17 protein-coding genes and 1 rRNA gene are annotated in these 18,864 nt (G+C 69.4%); 9 read left to right on the top strand and 9 right to left on the bottom strand.

Annotation, left to right across the window (positions count from 1 at the left end; all coding sequences use genetic code 11):
* The first annotated feature begins 151 nt into the window (after nucleotides 1–151).
* Nucleotides 152–268 (top strand): 5S ribosomal RNA (gene rrf, locus IEZ08_RS17310).
* A gap of 192 nt (nucleotides 269–460) precedes the next feature.
* On the opposite strand, the gene IEZ08_RS17305 is transcribed toward rrf, so the two are convergent.
* Nucleotides 461–1,249, bottom strand: coding sequence for a PhzF family phenazine biosynthesis protein (locus IEZ08_RS17305; protein ID WP_068929245.1), 789 nt, complete (start codon nucleotides 1,247–1,249; stop codon nucleotides 461–463).
* A 266-nt stretch (nucleotides 1,250–1,515) separates the two neighbouring features.
* Between IEZ08_RS17305 and IEZ08_RS17300 the strand changes: the two genes are divergently transcribed.
* Nucleotides 1,516–1,911, top strand: a complete 396-nt coding sequence (locus IEZ08_RS17300) for a cell division protein SepF (protein WP_068927800.1) — start codon at nucleotides 1,516–1,518, stop codon at nucleotides 1,909–1,911.
* A 75-nt stretch (nucleotides 1,912–1,986) separates the two neighbouring features.
* Here the strand turns inward: IEZ08_RS17300 and IEZ08_RS17295 are convergent, their stop codons facing one another.
* The 3 genes from IEZ08_RS17295 to plsX all read right to left on the bottom strand — a co-directional run bounded on the left by IEZ08_RS17295 (nucleotide 1,987) and on the right by plsX (nucleotide 6,461).
* Entirely contained in the window at nucleotides 1,987–3,429 is a 1,443-nt protein-coding gene (locus IEZ08_RS17295) for a hypothetical protein (protein ID WP_084780758.1), read from the bottom strand.
* 151 nt (nucleotides 3,430–3,580) lie between these two features.
* Complete coding sequence (argS, locus tag IEZ08_RS17290; RefSeq protein ID WP_189242477.1) at nucleotides 3,581–5,347, bottom strand: arginine--tRNA ligase; 1,767 nt, start codon at nucleotides 5,345–5,347, stop codon at nucleotides 3,581–3,583.
* A gap of 37 nt (nucleotides 5,348–5,384) precedes the next feature.
* Entirely contained in the window at nucleotides 5,385–6,461 is a 1,077-nt protein-coding gene (plsX, locus tag IEZ08_RS17285; protein WP_189242476.1) for a phosphate acyltransferase PlsX, read from the bottom strand.
* A gap of 259 nt (nucleotides 6,462–6,720) precedes the next feature.
* Between plsX and IEZ08_RS17280 the strand changes: the two genes are divergently transcribed.
* Nucleotides 6,721–8,043, top strand: a complete 1,323-nt coding sequence (locus tag IEZ08_RS17280; RefSeq protein ID WP_068927794.1) for a KamA family radical SAM protein — start codon at nucleotides 6,721–6,723, stop codon at nucleotides 8,041–8,043.
* Nucleotides 8,044–8,501: 458 nt separating this feature from the next.
* The gene (locus tag IEZ08_RS17275; protein WP_141704287.1) at nucleotides 8,502–9,236 is read left to right on the top strand and encodes a hypothetical protein; all 735 of its coding nucleotides are present in this window, start codon (nucleotides 8,502–8,504) and stop codon (nucleotides 9,234–9,236) included.
* Between the two features lie 146 nt (nucleotides 9,237–9,382).
* On the opposite strand, the gene IEZ08_RS17270 is transcribed toward IEZ08_RS17275, so the two are convergent.
* From IEZ08_RS17270 to IEZ08_RS17255, 4 genes are all read right to left on the bottom strand, one after another.
* Nucleotides 9,383–9,586, bottom strand: coding sequence for a hypothetical protein (locus IEZ08_RS17270; protein ID WP_068927790.1), 204 nt, complete (start codon nucleotides 9,584–9,586; stop codon nucleotides 9,383–9,385).
* Nucleotides 9,587–9,783: 197 nt separating this feature from the next.
* Complete coding sequence (locus IEZ08_RS17265) at nucleotides 9,784–10,311, bottom strand: YbhB/YbcL family Raf kinase inhibitor-like protein (protein WP_189242475.1); 528 nt, start codon at nucleotides 10,309–10,311, stop codon at nucleotides 9,784–9,786.
* Between the two features lie 53 nt (nucleotides 10,312–10,364).
* Nucleotides 10,365–11,219: an ABC transporter ATP-binding protein gene (locus tag IEZ08_RS17260; protein ID WP_176728628.1), complete on the bottom strand. Its 855-nt coding sequence runs from the start codon at nucleotides 11,217–11,219 to the stop codon at nucleotides 10,365–10,367.
* Nucleotides 11,212–12,165: an ABC transporter permease gene (locus IEZ08_RS17255; RefSeq protein ID WP_068927786.1), complete on the bottom strand. Its 954-nt coding sequence runs from the start codon at nucleotides 12,163–12,165 to the stop codon at nucleotides 11,212–11,214. The genes IEZ08_RS17260 and IEZ08_RS17255 overlap by 8 nt, the downstream gene beginning before the upstream one ends.
* A 525-nt stretch (nucleotides 12,166–12,690) precedes the next feature.
* Between IEZ08_RS17255 and IEZ08_RS17250 the strand changes: the two genes are divergently transcribed.
* The 5 genes from IEZ08_RS17250 to IEZ08_RS17230 all read left to right on the top strand — a co-directional run bounded on the left by IEZ08_RS17250 (nucleotide 12,691) and on the right by IEZ08_RS17230 (nucleotide 18,437).
* A complete protein-coding gene (locus IEZ08_RS17250; protein ID WP_189242474.1) occupies nucleotides 12,691–14,319 on the top strand; it encodes a peptide ABC transporter substrate-binding protein in 1,629 nt (542 codons plus the stop codon).
* An 80-nt stretch (nucleotides 14,320–14,399) separates the two neighbouring features.
* Nucleotides 14,400–15,341, top strand: coding sequence for an ABC transporter permease (locus tag IEZ08_RS17245; protein WP_068927782.1), 942 nt, complete (start codon nucleotides 14,400–14,402; stop codon nucleotides 15,339–15,341).
* Nucleotides 15,334–16,380 (top strand): ABC transporter permease, encoded by a 1,047-nt coding sequence (locus IEZ08_RS17240; protein ID WP_189242473.1) that lies wholly within the window; start codon nucleotides 15,334–15,336, stop codon nucleotides 16,378–16,380. Before IEZ08_RS17245 ends, IEZ08_RS17240 begins: the two co-directional genes overlap by 8 nt.
* A 10-nt stretch (nucleotides 16,381–16,390) precedes the next feature.
* Nucleotides 16,391–17,434, top strand: a complete 1,044-nt coding sequence (locus IEZ08_RS17235) for an ABC transporter ATP-binding protein (protein WP_275424743.1) — start codon at nucleotides 16,391–16,393, stop codon at nucleotides 17,432–17,434.
* On the top strand, nucleotides 17,418–18,437 hold the full coding sequence (locus IEZ08_RS17230) for an ABC transporter ATP-binding protein (protein WP_189242472.1): 1,020 nt from the start codon (nucleotides 17,418–17,420) through the stop codon (nucleotides 18,435–18,437). Before IEZ08_RS17235 ends, IEZ08_RS17230 begins: the two co-directional genes overlap by 17 nt.
* Nucleotides 18,438–18,556: 119 nt before the next feature.
* Here the strand turns inward: IEZ08_RS17230 and IEZ08_RS17225 are convergent, their stop codons facing one another.
* Entirely contained in the window at nucleotides 18,557–18,790 is a 234-nt protein-coding gene (locus IEZ08_RS17225; RefSeq protein ID WP_068927776.1) for a hypothetical protein, read from the bottom strand.
* Nucleotides 18,791–18,864: the final 74 nt, after the last annotated feature.

The raw sequence follows: 18,864 nt of genomic DNA, 5'->3' as shown, positions 1-18,864 counted from the left end.
AAGCGCAGTAATGTGTGGAGCTGACCGGTACTAATAGGCCGAGGACTTGACCACAAAGCAGACTTTCCTTCTGTGGGAGTTGTTCTTGCTCGCGTCCACTATGTGATTCTGAGGCAGCAGCCACGTCTGTGGTTTGTGTGTTTCATAGGGTTACGGCGGTTATGGCGAAGGGGAAACACCCGGTTACATTCCGAACCCGGAAGTTAAGCTCTTCAGCGCCGATGGTACTGCACTCGGGAGGGTGTGGGAGAGTAGGTCGCCGCCGGACAATCGTTTGAAAGAGGGTCACCCTTGTGGGTGGCCCTTTTTCGCGTTTACAGGGCTTTGCTCGCTGTGTGGAGGGGCCACCCCGGTCTCGGAGTGTCCCCTCTCGTTTTTGCGGGGCAGGACCGCACTGAGAGGGTGGCGGCCGGCTCTGAGCTGCTCGGCCGCATGGACGGCTCGCGGGGCGGGAGAGAACTCAGATGTGCAGTTCGCCGGAGAGCACCGTCGTCGCGTACCCGGAGAGCTCGACCCTGGCGCCTCGTACGGTCGTGCGGACCATGCCGCCCCGCTCCGACAGCTGGTGACCGGTCAGGGTCTCCCGACCCAGCCGGGCCGTCCAGTAGGGGGACAGAGCGCAGTGCGCGGAGCCGGTCACCGGGTCCTCCGGGACACCGACCCGGGGAGCGAAGAAGCGGGACACGTAGTCCGCGTCGTTCCCCGCCGCCTCCGCGGTCACGATCACACCTCGGGCGTCCACGGCGGCCAGGGCGGTGAAATCGGGGGAGGCGGCGCGGACCGCCTCCTCGCTCTCCACCTCCACGAGGTAGTCCCACTCGTTCCTGCCGATCCAGAGGGGCTTGACGCCGAGCGCCTCGACCAAGCCCCGCGGCGGGGTCGTCTCCTGGATGGCCTTCGCGGGGAAGTCCATGGTGATCAGACCGTTCTCGTCTCCCGTCACGGAGAGGATTCCGCTCTTCGTCGAGAACTCCACGGTTCCGGAGGCGGCCCCGGTGGAGTAGAGCACGTGCGCGGTGGCCAGCGTCGCGTGACCGCACAGAGCCACCTCCACGGCGGGGGTGAACCAGCGGAGCGAGTGCGGGCCGCCGTTCTCGCCCTGGAGGAGGAAGGCCGTTTCCGAGTGCTTCATCTCGGAGGCGAGAGACTGCATCCAGGAGTCCGGCATCGGGGCGTCCAGCAGGCACACTCCCGCGGGATTGCCGTGGAAGGCTCGGTCGGTGAAGGCGTCCACCGTGTAGATCCGCATGAGGTGATGGTAGGGGGTACCGGTATGGGGCCGCATGATTGATCTCTGTCAGGGAGGGCATTCCCCAGGGGATCTCGGCGCGGTGTCGCGGGCCGGGATTGGCGGTGGATCATATTGGCTGGCACGAGAGAACGCCGGTCACACAAAATGGAAATACATACTGGGCGTGTCGCGCCGTGAACTTGTGAGCGTCGGTTAGCGTCCAATGTGGAGGGAGAGACTGAAGTCCGGTACGGCTAGGGCCTCTCCCGGAAAGGACAGAGCCGATGGGGGCAGTGCGCAAGGTAGCCAGCTACCTTGGCCTGGACAGGGTAGAGCATTATGACGATTCGTATGACTACGAGGACGAGGTTGAGGGTGACGAGGGCGAAGACTGGCAGTCCGCTTCCGAGCGGGCGGCCAAGCGCTGGCGTTCGGTGATCGAGCCCTCCCGAATCGTGATGCTGACGCCGCGGAAGTACAACGACGCGCCCACCATCGGCCGGCACTTCCGCGAGGGCCAGACGGTCATCATGGACGTCAACGGCATGAGCACCGCGGAGGCGACGCGGATGGTCGACTTCGCCGCGGGTCTGGCCTACGGCTGTGACGGCCGCATCGAGCGGATCGCTGAGAAGGTCTTCCTGCTGGCCCCCGCCGAGGTGGAGGTCACCACGGCCTGAGGGCGCCCGGACCGAGGGCGCCCGCGGGTCCCGTCCGGGGTCCGCGGGCTCCGGTGCGCCCGGGAAAGGGCTCCGCTACCCGGCACGGGGGCCGCGGCGGAGCAGCCTGGTCAGCTCGGCCAGGTCCGCAGCCGCGGTCCGGGCGCGCTTGTCGGCCTCCCGGGCGTACTCGTGCAGTGCCCACACCGCGTTCTCGGCCAGCTCGCGGAGTTCCTCGACATGCGCGGCGACGTATTCGGCGTCTTCCTGCTCCTGCCGTTGGCGCAACCACAGCCGGTGCCCTCCGGCACCGGCCAGGGTCATCGCGAGTGCCGCGGCCGCGAGCGGCACCGCCGGTGCGGTCCCCGGCAGCGCCAGCGGGACGGCGACGGCGGCGACGATGAGCACCGCGGCGGCGGCGAGCAGGGCGTAGGCCGGCCACGGCAGGCCGCGGGCGGGTACGCCCTGGGTGACGATGCGTTCCTCGGCGGCGGAGAGGGACGCCGGATCGGGCCCCTCGGGCCGGAGCACGATGTCGTGCCCGAGGAGCGAGAGAGTGACCGACTCGGGGGGAGCCGCCTGGGTGGCCCGCGCGAGGTTCTCGGCGGCGTCACGCACGATCGGGGCGGCCACGTGCAGGGCGATCGCCGTCAGCCGGGGGTCTGTCCCGGGCCGCAGGTCGGCGAGGAGGTGGCCGGTGAGCGAACTCATAGGGCCCTCGGGACCGCCGGAGCCGATCAGCCTGCGCAGGACGGCCAAGGGCTCCTCCTCGGCCCAGGCGGTGGCCGGTGTGCGCGAGCGGTTCACCAGCCGCCCGCCGCCGTGCTCCCGGTCCTCGCGGGCCGAGGTGATCTCGACGCAGCGGCTGCGGAGCCGGGCGAGCTGGGCGGCCGAGTGGACCGGCTGGGCCAGCGCGGGGAGCTGGGCGAGTTCGGGGTAGTCCGTCAGGGACGGCGGCACCACGATCGACGGCTCGTCCGGGGTCAGGGCTCGCAGCCAGGGTCCGGGGTCGGGACCCGCCGCGCCCGTGGAGCCGCTGGAACCCGTGGCGCCCGGTTCGGACGTGGAACTCGCGGAGCCCTCAGGCGCCGCGGGGCCGGAGAAGAGGGACACCGCGTCGAGCTTGCGGAGCACGAAGATCTTGCCGGCGGGGCCGTACGCTCCCCGGGCCGCGGCGAGCCAGAGCGCCCGCTGGCCGTGTGTGACGGGCCGGTCCGGGGAGAGCTCGCCGAAGGCGGTCCCGAACCAGGAGGCGTGGATCCGGTCGCCCTGGCCGGCGACGGCCAGGGCGAGACAGAGGAAGAGCGCGGTCTTCTGGGAGTCGCGCTGGGCGGCGCGGCCGAGCGGCCCCAGCGCGTCGTCGCCGCGCATGAGCGCCGTCAGGGCCTCCACGGCGGGGGAGAGCCAGTAGCCGGGCACGTCGGCGAGTTCCGGCGGGGTGCCCGCGAGGGAGCCACCGGCGGCGGCGAGATCCGCCAGGAGCGCCTCGGCATAGCGGTGCAGCTCCGTCTTGGTGTCCGAACTCGCGGTCAGGTCCATGCTCAAGTGCGGAGAACTCTCTCGATGTCGTGACCGGTTGACCGCGCCAGCGTAGTCGGCTTCGGGGAACGGCGCAGCGAGGCGCGCCGAACCCGGCTTTGCCGGATGATCGGTCCGATTTGGGAAACCGGGGCGATCATCCGGCAGGGGCTCACATACGCTCGGGGACCGGGACGCCGAGCAGGTCCAGGCCGGTCTCCAGGACGCGCAGGGTGAGCGCGCACAGGGCGAGCCGGGAGACGCGGACCTCCTCGTCGACGTCGGCCTTGAGCACCGGGCAGTTCTCGTAGAACGCGGTGAAGGCGCTGGCGGTGTCGAACAGGAAGGCGGCCAGCCGGTGTGGGGCGGAGTCCTCGGCCATCTCCGCGACGGCCGCGCCGAACCCCAGCAGGCGCAGGGCCAGGGCGCGCTCGGCCGGGTGCCCGAGCACGATCGGGCCGGTGGCCCGCGCCGGGTCGATGCCGCCCTTGCGGAAGATGGAGCGGATCCGGGCCGTGGCGTACTGCAGGTAGGGGCCGGTGTTGCCGGTCAGGGCGAGCATGCGGTCGAAGTCGAAGACGTACTCGCTGTCGTGGCTGACCGACAGGTCGGCGTACTTGACGGCGCCCATGCCGACCGCGTGCGCGATCTCGGTGCGGGCGGCGTCGTCGTACTCGCGGTCGGCGATCACGGCGGCGGCGCGGTCGTCGGCCTCGTCGAGCAGCTCCACCAGCTTGATCGACTTACCGCTCCGGGTCTTGAACATCTTGCCGTCGCTGCCCAGCACGCTGCCGATCTGGACGTGCTCGGCGCGGACGTGCTCGGGCAGCCAGCCCGCCATCCGGGCGGAGGCGAACAGCATCGACATGTGCAGGGCCTGGGTCGCGCCGATCACATAGATGATGCGGTCGGCCTTGAGGTCCTGGACCCGGTAGCGGATCGTGGCCATGTCGGTGGTGGCGTAGCCGTACCCGCCGTCGCTCTTGCGGATCATGAACGGGAGCGGCTGGTCCTCGCGGCCGGTGAAGCCGGGCGGGAAGACGCAGAGCGCGCCGTCGCTGACCACGGCGATGCCCCGCTCCTGGAGCTCGTCGCAGACCTGGGCGAGCATCGGGTTGTACATGCTCTCGCCGGCGATGTCCTCGTCGGTGAGGGTGATGCCGAGCCGGGTGTAGACCTTGTTGAAGTAGCTGACCGTGGCGTTCATGAAGATGTGCCACAGGCGCATGGTCTCCGGCTCCTCGGCCTGGAGGGTCACGACCCGGGCGCGGGCGCGCTTGTTGAACTCCGGGTCGGAGTCGAACTTCGCGCGGGCGGCCTGGTAGTACTCGTTGCCCTCGCCGGCTTCGAGCTGGGCGACGGCGGCCTCCTCGCCGATGTCCAGCAGGTGCTCGATGAGCATGCCGAACGGGGTGCCCCAGTCGCCCAGGTGGTTCTGCCTGATGACCCTGTTGCCGATGTGCTCGTGCACGCGCGCCAGGGCGTCGCCGACGATGGTCGTGCGCAGGTGGCCGACGTGCATCTCCTTGGCCGCGTTGGGCGCGGAGTAGTCGATCACGACGGTCTGCGGCGACCCGGCCGCCGCCACGCCGGCGCGCGGGTCGGCCAGGATCTCGGTGGACCGCTCGGCGATCCACGCGTCGTCGAGCGTGATGTTGAGGAAGCCGGGGCCGCTGACCTCGACCGTGCCGGGGAAACCGGGGCCGCTGACCTTGGCCGCGCCCGGGGAGTCGGTGCCGGTGAGCCGGTCGGCGATCTCCTGGGCGACCTCCCGCGGGGCTCGTCGCAGCCGCTTGCCCAGGCTCATCGCGACGTTCGCCTGGTAGTCGGCGAACTGCGAGGGACGGATCAGCGGGTCTGCGTCGGAGAACTCCGGACCGAAGGCGACGGCCAGCGCCTGCTGGACGCGCTCGGTGAGGAAGAGCTGCGGGTCGGTCATGTTCCAAGGGTATCGGTAGCGCGCTCTCGAACTCCTGTCATACGGGGGCGTCCGTACCATGCGTGCCGGGCGCGGAGGATCGCCACAGCCGGTGCGGCCGGTGGGCGGCGGTGAGGCGTTCGCCGATGCGGGCCACCACGCCCTGCCGGGAGATCCTGGCGGCGAGCACGCAGGCGGCGCTCACCCCCTGGGCCCGGGAGGCGCCGTGCGCGATGACGACCGTGCCGTTCAGTCCGAGCAGTACGGCCCCGCCGTGTTCCTCGGGGTCCAGCCGCCGGTGGAGTTCCCGCAGGCGCCTGCGCTGCAGCAGGCCGCCCAGCCGGGCCGCGCGGCTCTCCTCGATGGTCTCGCGCAGCTCGGTGAAGGCGTAGCGGACGCTCCCCTCAATGGTCTTGAGCGCCACGTTGCCGGTGAAGCCGTCGGTGACGATGACGTCCGCGACCTTGGTGAGCAGGTCGTGTCCCTCGACGTTGCCCGCGAAGTCCAGGCCGGAGGCGGCCGACAGCAGCTCGTGCGCCCGCCGGACGAGCTTGTTGCCCTTCTCGGGCTCGCTGCCGATGGTCAGCAGGCCGACGCGGGGCTTCTCGATGTCCAGGGCCGTCTCCGCGTAGGCCGAGCCCAGGTGGGCGAACTGGACCAGCATCTCCGGCTTGACCTCCGCGTTCGCCCCGGCGTCCAGGAGTACCGAGGGGGTGGGGCGGGTCGGCAGGGCCACCGCGATCGCGGGCCGGAGCACTCCCTGCTGGCTCCTGAGGCGGAGTTTGCCGGTGGCCACGATCCCGGCGGTGGAGCCGGCCGAGACCACGGCGGAGGCGTCGCCGCGCCGTACCAGGTGGCAGGCGACGGCGATGCTGGAGCGTGGGCGGCGCAGGCTGGCGAGGGCGCCCTCGTCCATCTTCAGGACCTCTTCTGCCCGGACGATCGGGATCTCGGCGGTCGCGTCGTGCCGGCTCAGCGCCTCGTACACCGGGCGGGGGGAACCGACGAGGACGATGGGGATCCCGTGCTGCCTGACGGCCTGTACGGCACCCGCCACGATCTCGTCCGGGGCGTGGTCGCCACCCATGGCGTCCAGGGCGATGGGTGCGACACCGGGAGTGGCGGTATCAGGCAAACGGTCACCTCGCGCGGGAGTCGGCTCTCCGCATCGTAGGCGGGGTTACCAGTGGGTTAAACAAGCGGGGTGTTCAGGTTTCGCCTGGAAGGCTCCGGCAGGTCCTCTCGGGGCGGGGGGCGGGCTGTATGCCAATGAGATTTCGGACATGCGGAACCGGGGGCGCAGGATGTCACGTCCGGTATATAAGCGCTAAAGACGCGCGACTACCCGAAGAGGTTTACGCGAAGAGGAACAAGAAACGGAAGGAAAAAGCCTGGTGATCTTGAAAGAGGGCTCCACGCGCGGGTTCCGCGCCTACACCGCCAAGCATCTCAACGATCTTCTGGAGCGAGCCGGTCTCCCGGAGGAGGAACGGCTCCGGATCCGGGCGGTGGCGACCGTGCTGCCCTTCCGCACGAACGCGTACGTGGTGGACCAGCTCATCGACTGGTCGGCCGTCCCCGAGGACCCCATCTACCGGCTGGTTTTCCCCCAGGCGGACATGCTGCCCGAGGCTGACGTCACCAGACTGGCAGGTCTTCTGCAGTCCGGTGCCCCAAATGCACAGATTCAGGCGATCGCAACCGAGATCAGGATGCGGCTCAACCCGCATCCCGCCGGGCAGCTCGAACTCAACGTGCCCAAGGTCGGCACGGAACCGCTCCCGGGTACGCAGCACAAATATCCTGAGACGGTGCTGTTCTTCCCCAAGCAGGGGCAGACCTGTCACGCCTACTGCACCTACTGCTTCCGGTGGGCGCAGTTCATCGGCGAGCCCGACCTGAAGTTCGCCTCCGACGACGTCGACGGCCTCATCGGCTACCTCAAGGAACACCCCGAGGTGACCAGCGTGCTGCTCACCGGCGGGGACCCCATGATCATGGGGGAGCCGGTGCTCCGCCGGTACCTGGAGCCGCTACTGCAGCTGGAGCAGATCGAGTCCATCCGGATCGGGACCAAGTCGCTGGCCTACTGGCCGCAGCGGTTCGTCTCGGACCCGGACGCGGGTGACACGCTCCGCCTGTTCGCCTCCGTGGTGGAGGCGGGCAAGAACCTCGCCTTCATGGCGCACTTCTCCCACCCCAGGGAGATGGAACCGCCGGTGGTGGAGGCGGCCGTGGCCGGGATCCTCGGAACGGGGGCGATCATCCGGACCCAGGCGCCGCTGATCAGGTCGATCAACGACGAGTCCGGCCTCTGGGCGGCGATGTGGCGGCGCCAGCTCACGCTCGGCATGGTGCCGTACTACATGTTCGTCGAGCGGGACACCGGGCCGCAGGACTACTTCGCGGTCCCGCTCGCGCGGGCCTACGGGGTCTTCCGGGACGCCTACGCGAGCGTCTCGGGGCTGTGCCGTACGGTGCGCGGCCCCTCCATGTCGGCCACGCCCGGCAAGGTGTGCGTGGACGGCGTGACGGAGATCGCCGGACAGAAGGTCTTCGTGCTCCACCTCATCCAGGCGCGCGACCCCGAATTGGTCGGCCGCCCCTTCTTCGCCCACTACGACCCCGAGGCCGTGTGGCTCACCGATCTGCGGCCGGCCTTCGCCGACCACTTCCCGTTCGAGCGCGAGGCCGTCGCCCCGGTGCCGACTGCGTGATGTCCGGGTCAAGCGGGGGTACGGGTCCGGGAAAACCCTGTTCCCGGAACGGCGGCCCCCGCTTTCCTGTTCCTTGTCCCGGGCTTGCCGTTCACGCCATGAAGGGTCGGCTCGGACTTCTTCGACATTTCCGGCATAAGGCGTGAAGGAACGCAGTCCTTCTCGCTGTTATTTCCGTTTTTATGGGACGCTTCGGACGATCGGTCCAGGCCCTCCGGGGCGTCCCCGCCGCGGACATCTTGCCTGAACCAGCGAGTGGTTTGCTCATCGTAAACAAGCTCGGGAGCCGCTCGGGCCGGTGGTAGAAATGCCGGAGCAGCTTCCGGCCGGGGGTGTTCCGTGTAATTTCCCACAGCGCGCCCGCCGGTGAAATGGGTCTCAGGCACTGCTTTCTCGGATTTCCCCGGATATCCGGGTCCCCGGGAAAGGCGGCGCCATTACGAGCTGGGAAGGCAATAATGAAGCGAGTCATCAAAGCGGCTGTGGCCGTGGCGGCGTTCGGTCTCGCGGCGGCGATCTGCTCGCCCGCCCAGGCGGAGACGGCAGACAGCGCCCTCGACAGCTACGGCGCGGCCGGGACCGTCGCCGCGGCGGTCCAGGGACTCTCCGGCGGTCTGTTCGACACCGGCGCCGCGCTGAGCGGTCTGGGCAGCGGCCAGGGCACCATGACCGCCGACGGTGTCCTCGGAACCGGGACGGAGACGGTCGAGAGGATCCTGGGCGTCTCCACCGACAACATCACCTGGGGCGCTCCGGCGCGCGGTGTCAGCGACGGCTCCGGCCCGGTCGGCCAGACCGTCGACACCGTCGGGAGCCTCACCGGCACCACCGCCGACGCGGCGTCCTCCCTCGGGCGCCTGGCGGACAGCGCTCAGGACACCAGCGAGGGCGCCGAGGGACTCGGCAACCAGCGGGGCGCCGTCGACGGCCTGGTCCACGGGGTGAACCAGGCGCTCCCGCAGGGCCGCGGGACCGCGGGCGATGTGGCCCCGCTGGTCAGCACCGTGACCCCGAACGAGGCGGCGCCGGTGACCGGCGCGGTCACCCCGGTCACCGAGTCGGCCTCCATCGACGAGCTCGCCCCGCTGGTGAGCAACACCGGCGGGGAGACCGCGGCCTCGACGACCGGACTCGTCGACTCCCTGGCCGACGCCGTCGGCAGTGCGAGCAGGAGGGCCACCGAGGCCCGGTGACAGCCGCGACCCTGGGTCGCGGACCGATGAAGAGACCGGCCGGTGCGCACCGGCCGGTCTCTTCATGCGTCCCGCGGCATGTCGCTTTTCTCAGTGCGTCATGCGGCATGTCGTTCTTCTCGGTGCGTCACGCGCTTCTCAGTGCCTCACGCGGTATGCCTCTGCCCGGATGGATATCCGGGGGCCCGCACGGAGGTGCGGCGGGCGATCTGGGCCTGGAGCCTGGCCATCTGCCAGTGCAGTTCGATGAGCTGCTCGGCGAGCTGGAGGCGGGAAATCTCGGACGGGTCTTCTGCTGCCAGGTGGTCGATCGCGGTGGACAGCTCTCGCATCGCGCGCCCCCACTCCATGACGGCTTCCTCGGGTTCAAACCCCCTGATCGAAACAACGTTCGAATCATAGCGGAACGTCTGTCCCAGTGTCAGTCGATTGCCTCGTGACTCGCCGTACGGCGGCACCGGCCGGGCCCGGCCTGGTGGGGGTCACCGGCGGGACCCGGCCGGGTGGGGTTCCCTCAGCCGGAGAGGGCGTGTTCGATGACGACGTGTCAGCCGGAGACGCCGTACTCGGCGATGACGTAGCCGCGGGCGAGGGTGTTGGCGGTGATGTTGAAGCCCACCACGGCGGGTGGCGCGTCGGCGTCCAGGCCGAGCTTCTCCACCCCCAGGGCGTGGACGGCGAAGATGTAGCGGTGCGGGGCACCGGGGGGCGGGGCGGCGCCGCCGTACTCGTTGGTGCTGTAGTCGGTGCGGCCGTGCACGCCGAAGTCGGTGTCCGCGGAGCCCGCGCCCCGGGGAAGCTCGGTGACGTCGGCGGGGATGTCGTACAGGAGCCAGTGCCACCACCCGCTGCCGGTGGGGGCGTCGGGATCGAAACAGGTCACCGCGTAGCTCCGGGTGCCCTCGGGGGCGCCCGACCAGCGCAGGTGCGGGGAGAGGTTCTGCCCGCTCATGCCCCAGTCGTTGAAGACGTGGGTCTCGGACAGGGTCCCGCCGTCACGGATGTCGTCGCTCTCGACGGTCAGCGCGGGAACCTGCGGCAGGAAATCATATGGAATCGGCGGCCGTGGCGACACGATTCACCTCCGATGGGAGCGTCGTTTCGGACGCTCCTCATCTTGCCCCGTCCTCAGCCCTTGTTGTAGGCGGCGAGCACCGTCTTGGGGTCGCCGTCCATCTTGATCTTCCCCTTGTGCAGCCAGATGACCCGGTTGCAGGTCTCCTCGATCACGTCGAGGTTGTGCGCGACGAGGAAGACCGTGCCGGCCTGCTCGCGCATCTGCTTGATGCGCTCCTGGCTCTTGCGCTTGAACTCGCGGTCACCGGTGGCCAGGGCCTCGTCGATGAGCAGCACGTCGTGCTTCTTGGCCGAGGCGATGGCGAAGCGGAGCCGGGCGCCCATGCCGGACGAGTAGGTGGACATGGGGAACTGCACGAACTCCCCGATGCCGGAGAAGTCGACGATGTCGTCGAACTTCTCCTTCACCTGGGTGGGGTTCATGCCCATGGCGTAGCAGCCAAGGACGATGTTGCGCTCGCCGGTGAGCTCGCGCATCAGCGCGGCGTTCACGCCGAGCAGGGAGGGCTGGCCGTCGGTGTAGACCGCCCCGGAGTGCGGGGGCAGCAGGCCCGCGATGGCGCGCAGGAGGGTGGACTTGCCCGAGCCGTTGCGGCCGACGATGCCGATCGCGTCGCCGTGGTAGGCCACGAAGGAGACGCCGCGGACGGCGTGGACCTCCTTCATCTGCGGCCGGCCCTGGCGCTTGAGCAGGCGCATGAGGGCGTTGGCGGCGTTGCCCTTCTCCGCCTCGGTGGCGGCGCCGTACACCCGGTAGATGATGTGCAGGTCGTCGACGACCACGGTGGGAGTGCCCGCGCGGGAATGGCGGGGGGGCTCCGGGTTGGGGTGCACCCTGACGTCCGTGCTCGGGACGCCGGGCTCCTCGGCCTTCACGCGGGACAGCTCCTCCGTCAACTCAGCCACGGCCGTACTTCTCCTCGGCTCGCCAGAAGTACCAGAAGCCGCCGAGCAGGGCGAACACTGCCCAGAATACGCAAACGAACCAGATGTACGGCCGGATGCCGCCGTGATCCTCGATGAGGATATGGCGCATGAGCTCCATGTAGGCGGCGGCGGGGTTGAAGTACATCAGGTCCGCGACCCACTGGGGGAGCCCGGCTCCGTTGACCGGGCTGGTCACCTTGTCCTCGATGGAGAAGAAGACTCCGGAGGCGTAGAGCCAGGTGCGCATGATGAACGGCAGGAGCTGGTTCAGGTCGCGCGCGGTGGCGCCGACGCGGGCCAGGACCAGGCTCGCGCCGATGTTGAACATCGTCTGCATGAGCAGCGCTACCGGGATGAGCAGCCAGAGCCAGGTGATCGGCTGACCGGTGACGACCACCAGCACGACCAGCACGCCCATGGAGATCATGAGCTGCTGGAACTCCTGGATCGTGTAGGCCAGCGGGAGCGCCGCGCGCGGGAAGTGCAGGGCGCGGATCAGCGACAGGTTGCTGGAGATCGACTTTGCGCCGCCGCTCACCGCGCGCTGGGTGTAGGTGAAGACGAACATCCCGGTGATCAGGAACGCGGGATAGTAGTCGCTCACCGTGCCCTTGCTCGCACCCAGGATCAGGCCGAACATCAGGTAGTAGATCGCCGCGTTGAGCAGCGGGGTGAGGACCTGCCAGAGCTGGCCGAGGGCGGAGTTGCTGTATTTCGAGACGTTGCGCGAGGTGGCGTACGTCATGATGAAGTGCCGTCGTTCCCACAACTGGCGCAGGTAGACGGGGAGACTCGGGCGCGCGATGGCACGCCGAAGTCCGTGACGCTCGGCGAGCTTGGCCAGCGGCTCCTGTCCCGTGGAGGGGGTGCCGTTGCTCGGGCCGCCCGCCTGGGCGTCCGCGGTGGCGGATTCCGGCTGGCTCATGGCTAGGACTCTATTGGATGCGGGTGGATGACATGCCTGCGGCGGGGCTCCGCCGCACATTGGACGGGAGAGCGGGATGGGAGGTTCCACATAGATTGCGCGAGTTGTCCTCCTGCCCCCGATTCGCCCCTGCCCCGCGCGACCCGGTCGGCTGTCTCGCGTGACCCGGTCAACGGTAGCCCAGGCGGAGGTCGACCGCGGGCAATGGCGCGCCCACTCTGGCGGTAGGGGTATGTTGACGTGACCATTCCCGTGCCACATTTATGCCATCGTCCCTTTTGGGGGGTTTGGGGTTGTCGGGTCGGGCTGGTTGTGGTGTGACGGCGCATCGGCGTTCGTGTGACCGAACTGCAACATCCCGGAGACGACCCGGTGTGGGGCGGTGCGGAATAGTCGCGTCCGACCGGTGTGGCGTCGGAGCGTTGGCCGGGCCAGTGGGATGCGGGGGCGACACCCTTCGCGGCGCTGCCCCGGATGGCGGTGCTCAGTCTCGGCGCTCGCCTGCAAAGGGAGGATTTACCACAAATGCGTGTCTTCAAGGGCGCAAAGATCATCGCCGGTGCGGCGTTGCTCTCTCTGGGGCTCGCCGCGTGTGGCAGCGGCACGTCCACGGGTGACGCCGGCGGTGCGGATCAGCCCGTGCGCATGAGGATCGGCGAGCCGCAGAAGCTGTTCTACCCCAGCGACACCGTCGAGTCCGAGGGCGCGGAGGTCCTGGCCTCGATCTTCGCTCCGCTCGTGAAGTACGACGAGGACAAGAAGCCCGTCGAGTTCGTCGCCGAGTCGATCAAGACGAACGACAACCGGGTCTGGACGATCAAGATCAAGTCCAAGTTCACCTGGCACAACGGCGAGAAGCTGATCGCGCAGAACTACGTGGACGCGTGGAACTACGCCGCCAACCAGGAGAACGCGCAGAGCACCAACTACTTCTTCGCGCGCGTGCGGGGATACGACGCCCTGAACCCCGGCGAGGGCAAGACCCCCTCGACCGACAAGATGAGCGGTCTGCGGGCGCTGGACGAGGAGACCTTCCAGGTCACCCTGAAGCAGCCGTTCTCCCAGTTCCTGACCATGCTGGGATACAGCGCGTTCTACCCGCTGCCCAAGGCGGCCTTCGACGACAACGGGAAGGTCACCGAGGCGTACGCCAAGAAGCCGATCGGCCAGGGGATGTTCCAGATCGACAAGCCCTACAACAAGGGCACCGATCAGACGATCAACCTGACCCAGTACGAGGGCTTCCCGCTCGACAAGCCGAAGTTCAAGAAGCTGCAGTTCAAGGTCTACAACAGCGCGGAGACCGCCTGGAACGACCTGCAGGCCGGCAACATCGACATCCAGGAGCAGCTGCCTCCCTCGGCGATCTCGGCCGCCAAGGCCGAGCTGGGCGACCGCTACATCGACCAGGAAGACGCCAGCATCGGCTACCTCGGCTTCCCGCTCGTGGCCAGTGACGTCTACGACGACCCGCGGATCCGCCGGGCGATCTCCATGGCCATCGACCGGAAGACCATCACCGAGACGGTCTTCTCCGGCACCCGCGCCCCGGCCGACGACTTCATCAACCCGCTCCTGCCCGGCTACCGCCCCGGCGCCTGCCAGGCCTGCGTCTACGATCCCGAGGGGGCGAAGAAGCTCTACGAGGAGGCGAACGGTCCCAGGACGCTGCAGCTCGGCTCCAACATGGACAACGGCCACAAGGAGTGGATCGAGGCGGTCGCCAACAACCTCCGCTCCAACCTGGGGGTCACCGTCGAGCTCGACCAGGTCGAGAAGTTCCAGGAGATCCTCGACCGGCTCGAGGCCAAGCAGTACACCGGCATGTTCCGCTCGGGCTGGCTGATCGACTACCCGTCCGCGGAGAACTACCTGACCCCGGTCTTCTCGACCGGCGCCATCAAGACCGGTGCCAACTACGCGGGTTACAGCAACACCGACTTCGACCGGCTCCTGGCCAAGGGCGACTCCGCCGCCTCCCTGGAGGAGGGCCTGAAGTACTACCAGCAGGCCGACGACCTGCTGCTCCGTGACCTGCCGATGATTCCGATCTTCTACTACCGGATGAACGCGGCGTTCTCGGAGCACGTCAGGGGCGTCCGGATCAACCTGCTCAACCAGGTCGAGTGGGCCTCGGTGGAGAAGGTGGCCTGACGGTTTCCCGGGGCCGGGCGGAGGACCGCCCGGCCCGACTGCCGCGAACCCCGACTGCCGCGAACAAAGAGCCATAACACATGGGCCGCTACCTCATCAGGCGCCTGCTCCAGGCGATCCCCGTACTGCTGGGCGCCACGCTGCTCATCTACGCCGTCGTCTTCGCCCTACCCGGCGACCCGATCGCGTCGATGTCCGGCGAGAAGCGGATGGACCCCGACATCGTCGGGATCCTCCGCGACCAGTACCACCTGAACGACCCGTTCATCGTCCAGTACTGGCACTACATCTCCGGGGTCTTCCAGGGGGACTTCGGCCGGACCTTCGCGGGAGTCGAGGTCTCCGAGATCATCGCGAGCAAGTTCCAGGTCACGCTGAACCTGGCGTTCACCGCTCTGGTCATGGAGGCCGTCATCGGCGTGGGCCTCGGGCTGTACGCGGCGCTGCGCCGCGGCAGGGCGCAGGACACGCTGGTGCTCGCGTCCACGCTCGTGCTGATCTCGATCCCCACCCTGGTGACCGGGTTCGTGCTCCAGCTCCTGCTGGGCGTCAAGCTCAAGCAGAGCACCGGCATCGAGATCTTCCCCGTCGCCGGCGTCTCGGACGGGCTGCGGAGCTATCTGCTGCCGGCCTTCGTCCTCGCGGGCACCTCGATCGCGTACCTCGCCCGGCTCACCCGGACCAACCTCGCCGAGACCCTGCGCGCCGACTACATCCGCACCGCGGTGGCCAAGGGCCTGCCGCGGCGCAGGGTCATCGGGCGCCACGCGCTGCGCAACGCCCTGATCCCGCTGGTCACCTATCTCGGCGCCGACCTGGGCACGCTGATGGGAGGCGCGGTGATCACGGAGACGATCTTCAACCTGCCCGGCATCGGCCAGGAGCTGTTCCGCTCGGTCTACGAGCGCCAGCAGCCCGTGGTCGTGGGCATCGTGACGCTCCTGGTCCTCGTCTACATCCTGGCCAATCTGATCGTGGACCTGCTCTACGCCGTGCTCGACCCGAGGATCCGCTATGAGTGACACCACGATTCCGAGGACCCCCGGAGCCCCGGGAGCCCCGGGAGCCCCGGGAGCCCCGGGAGTCCCGGGAGCGCCGGGAGGCAGGCGCGCCAGGCACGCCAAGCGGCCGGCGCAGTCCTCCCCGCAGGGTCCGCGGTCGCCGAAGGACCCCGGGGGCACCGGAACCCCGGGTGCCGACGACGCCAGGCCCGCGGGCCTGTGGAGCGACGCCTGGCACGATCTGCGGCGGCGCCCCCTCTTCGTCGCCTCCGCCGTGCTGATCGGCGTGATCCTGCTCATGGCCGTGGTGCCGCAGCTGTTCACGTCGGTGGACCCGTACGACGCGGTGAACTGCCGGCTCGGCGACGCCCGCCAGGCACCGAGCGCCGACCACTGGTTCGGCACCGACAACCAGGGCTGCGACACCTTCGCCCGGACCGTCTACGGCACGCGCGTCTCCCTGCTGGTGGGCCTGAGCGCCACCGTCATGACCGTCCTCGTCGGCGGCCTGCTCGGCCTGCTGGCAGGGTTCCGGGGCGGGTGGCCGGACGCGCTGCTGTCCCGGGTCGCGGAGATCTTCTTCGCCATCCCGTCGGTCCTCGGCGCGCTGCTGATCCTGGCCGTCTTCCGTACGGGCACGGTGTGGACCGTCATGCTCGCGCTGTCCATGCTGGCCTGGCCGATGACCTTCCGCATCATGAGGGCTGCGGTGATCACGGCCAAGGGGCAGGACTACGTGATCGCGGCACGGGCGCTCGGCGCGTCCGGCGGGCGGCTCATGTTCCGCCACATCCTGCCGAACTCGGTCGCCTCGGTGATCGTGGTGGCCACGATCAACCTCGGCGTCTTCATCGCCGCCGAGGCGGGCCTGTCGTTCCTCGGCGTCGGCATCCAGTCGCCGTCGATCTCCTGGGGTCTCATGATCGCCGACGCCCGGCCGCGCTTCCTGGAGGCGGCCGGTCCGCTGCTGTTCCCGGCCGCCTTCCTGAGCGTCACCGTCCTGGCCTTCATCATGCTGGGCGACGCGGTGCGCGACGCCCTCGACCCGAAGCTGCGGTAGGGGGACAGCTGTGAACGTGACGTCGACACCGCCGCTGCCGGCCTGGGGGATGGGCGGCGCGGAGAACGAGCCGCTGCTCACCGTCGAGGACCTGCACGTGGAGTTCGCCACCCGGCAGGGGGTCGTGAAGGCGGTCAACGGGGTCAGCTACGCGCTGCGCCCCGGAGAGACGCTGGCCGTGCTCGGCGAGTCCGGCTCGGGCAAGTCGGTGACCGCCCAGGCGATCATGGGCATTCTCGACACGCCGCCGGCCCGCATCCCGAAGGGCCGGGTCCGCTTCCGGGGCACGGACCTGCTCCGGCTCTCGGAGGACGCCCGCACCCAGATCCGGGGCCGACGGATCTCGATGATCTTCCAGGACGCGCTCTCCGCGCTGAACCCGGTGTTCACCGTCGGCTCGCAGATCGGCGAGATGTTCCAGGTGCACGAGGGGGTGTCCCGGCGCGAGGCCGAGCGCAGGGCGGTCGAGCTGATGGACCGGGTCCGCATCCCCGGCGCCCGGCAGCGCCTGCACGACTACCCGCACCAGTTCTCCGGCGGCATGCGCCAGCGCATCATGATCGCAATGGCGATCGCGCTCGGCCCGGAGGTCCTGATCGCCGACGAGCCGACCACCGCGCTCGACGTGACGGTGCAGGCCCAGATCATGGAGCTGCTCGCCGAGGTCCAGCGGGAGAGCGGCATGGGCCTGATCCTGATCACCCACGACCTCGGCGTGGTGGCCGACGTCGCCGACAAGATCGTTGTCATGTACGGCGGGCGCGTCGTCGAGAACGCCCCCGTGCGCGACATCTACCGCAACCCCGCCCACCCCTACACCAGGGGCCTGCTGGAGTCGGTCCCCCGGGCCGACCGGAAGGGCCGGGAACTGTACGCCATCGCGGGCATGCCGCCGGACCTGCTCGACATGCCGCCGGGCTGCGCCTTCGCCCCCCGCTGCCCCTACCGGCAGGACAACTGCGTCACCGAGCCGGTGCCGCTGTACCGGATCGGCGCGACGCGCGGCAGCGCCTGCCACTACTGGAGGGAGGTCCTCGATGGCGGCCACGGGTAGTCCGATCCTCGAAGTCCGCGACCTGGTCAAGCACTTCCCGATGACCCAGGGCGTACTCGTCCGCAAGCAGATCGGCGCGATCAGGGCGGTGGACGGGGTCTCCTTCGACCTGCGCCGCGGCGAGACGCTCGGCATCGTGGGGGAGTCCGGCTGCGGCAAGTCCACGCTGGCCAAGCTGCTGATGGGACTGGAGCGACCCACCTCGGGCTCGGTCCGGATCAAGGGCAGGGAGATCGCCGGCGCCAGGGAGAGCGAGCTCAAGGGGGTCCGCCGGACCATCCAGCTGGTGATGCAGGATCCGTACACCTCGCTGAACCCGCGGATGACGGTCGGCGACATCGTCGGCGAGCCGTACGAGATCCACCCCGGGGCGGCGCCCAAGGGCGACCGCCGCCGCCGGGTCCAGGCGCTCCTGGAAATGGTGGGCCTCAACCCCGACCACATCAACCGCTATCCGCACCAGTTCTCGGGCGGGCAGCGCCAGCGCATCGGCATCGCCCGCGGCCTGGCGCTCCAGCCGGAGATCATCGTCTGCGACGAGCCGGTCTCCGCGCTGGACGTGTCGATCCAGGCCCAGGTGATCAACCTGCTGGCCAGGCTGCAGCGGGAACTCGGCCTGGCGTACGTCTTCATCGCCCACGACCTGTCGGTGGTCCGCCACATCTCCGACCGGGTCGGCGTGATGTACCTGGGCAAGATGGTCGAACTCGGTGGGGACGCCGAGATCTACGGCCAGCCCGCGCACCCCTACACCCAGGAGCTGCTGTCGGCCGCGCCGGTCCCCGACCCGGACGGGCGTGAGCGGCGCAGGCGGATCGTCCTGCAGGGCGATCCGCCCTCCCCGGCCAACCCGCCCTCGGGCTGCCGGTTCCGTACCCGGTGCTGGAAGGCGCAGGAGATCTGCGCGCAGCAGGAGCCCCCGCTCCAGCTGCGGCCGGGCACCTGGCACGAGAGCGCCTGCCACTTCGCGGAGGTCTACGACATCATGCGCCGCCCGTTCTGACCGGGACCCCGGCGGATGTCCGCCCGGTGTTCCCGGCAGTCACCGGCAGGGTGTTTCCGGCGGACGCGGACGCGGCCCTCCCCGGGGTGGGGAGGGCCGCGCCGCTCGCGGGACGGATGTCAGTCGCGGACGGCCTTGAGCAGGTTGCCCAGGAGGCCGTTGGCGATGGTGCCCAGCGGGCCGTGGCCGTTGAGCAGGCTGCCGAGCGGGCCGGGCAGGGAGGTGCCGAGGGAGACGGGCTGCTGCTCCTGCTGCTGGGACTGCTGGGGCTCGGGCTCGGCGGAGGCGACCGTGGCCGTGCCGACGACGGCGAGGCAGACGATGGCGGAGGCGGTGATGATGCGACGGACCATGATGTTCTTCCCCCGAAGGAATTCCGGGCCGGACGCGCGGCTCCGGCCGCCCTCCGTGCCCGCGCGACTACGCT

The sequence above is a fragment of the Planobispora rosea genome (assembly GCF_014648175.1).
GTDB lineage: Bacteria > Actinomycetota > Actinomycetes > Streptosporangiales > Streptosporangiaceae > Planobispora > Planobispora rosea.
The sequence above is the reverse complement of the archived record's forward strand: the minus strand, read 5'-3'. Positions and strand labels throughout refer to the sequence as shown.

Coding starts and splice junctions, on each gene's coding strand:
- IEZ08_RS17305 (WP_068929245.1), bottom strand. CDS start 1,249: ATGCGGATCTACACGGTGGACGCCTTCACCGACCGAGCCTTCCACGGC.
- IEZ08_RS17300 (WP_068927800.1), top strand. CDS start 1,516: ATGGGGGCAGTGCGCAAGGTAGCCAGCTACCTTGGCCTGGACAGGGTA.
- IEZ08_RS17295 (WP_084780758.1), bottom strand. CDS start 3,429: ATGGACCTGACCGCGAGTTCGGACACCAAGACGGAGCTGCACCGCTAT.
- argS (WP_189242477.1), bottom strand. CDS start 5,347: ATGACCGACCCGCAGCTCTTCCTCACCGAGCGCGTCCAGCAGGCGCTG.
- IEZ08_RS17275 (WP_141704287.1), top strand. CDS start 8,502: ATGAAGCGAGTCATCAAAGCGGCTGTGGCCGTGGCGGCGTTCGGTCTC.
- IEZ08_RS17270 (WP_068927790.1), bottom strand. CDS start 9,586: ATGGAGTGGGGGCGCGCGATGCGAGAGCTGTCCACCGCGATCGACCAC.
- IEZ08_RS17255 (WP_068927786.1), bottom strand. CDS start 12,165: ATGAGCCAGCCGGAATCCGCCACCGCGGACGCCCAGGCGGGCGGCCCG.
- IEZ08_RS17250 (WP_189242474.1), top strand. CDS start 12,691: ATGCGTGTCTTCAAGGGCGCAAAGATCATCGCCGGTGCGGCGTTGCTC.
- IEZ08_RS17245 (WP_068927782.1), top strand. CDS start 14,400: ATGGGCCGCTACCTCATCAGGCGCCTGCTCCAGGCGATCCCCGTACTG.
- IEZ08_RS17240 (WP_189242473.1), top strand. CDS start 15,334: ATGAGTGACACCACGATTCCGAGGACCCCCGGAGCCCCGGGAGCCCCG.
- IEZ08_RS17230 (WP_189242472.1), top strand. CDS start 17,418: ATGGCGGCCACGGGTAGTCCGATCCTCGAAGTCCGCGACCTGGTCAAG.
- IEZ08_RS17225 (WP_068927776.1), bottom strand. CDS start 18,790: ATGGTCCGTCGCATCATCACCGCCTCCGCCATCGTCTGCCTCGCCGTC.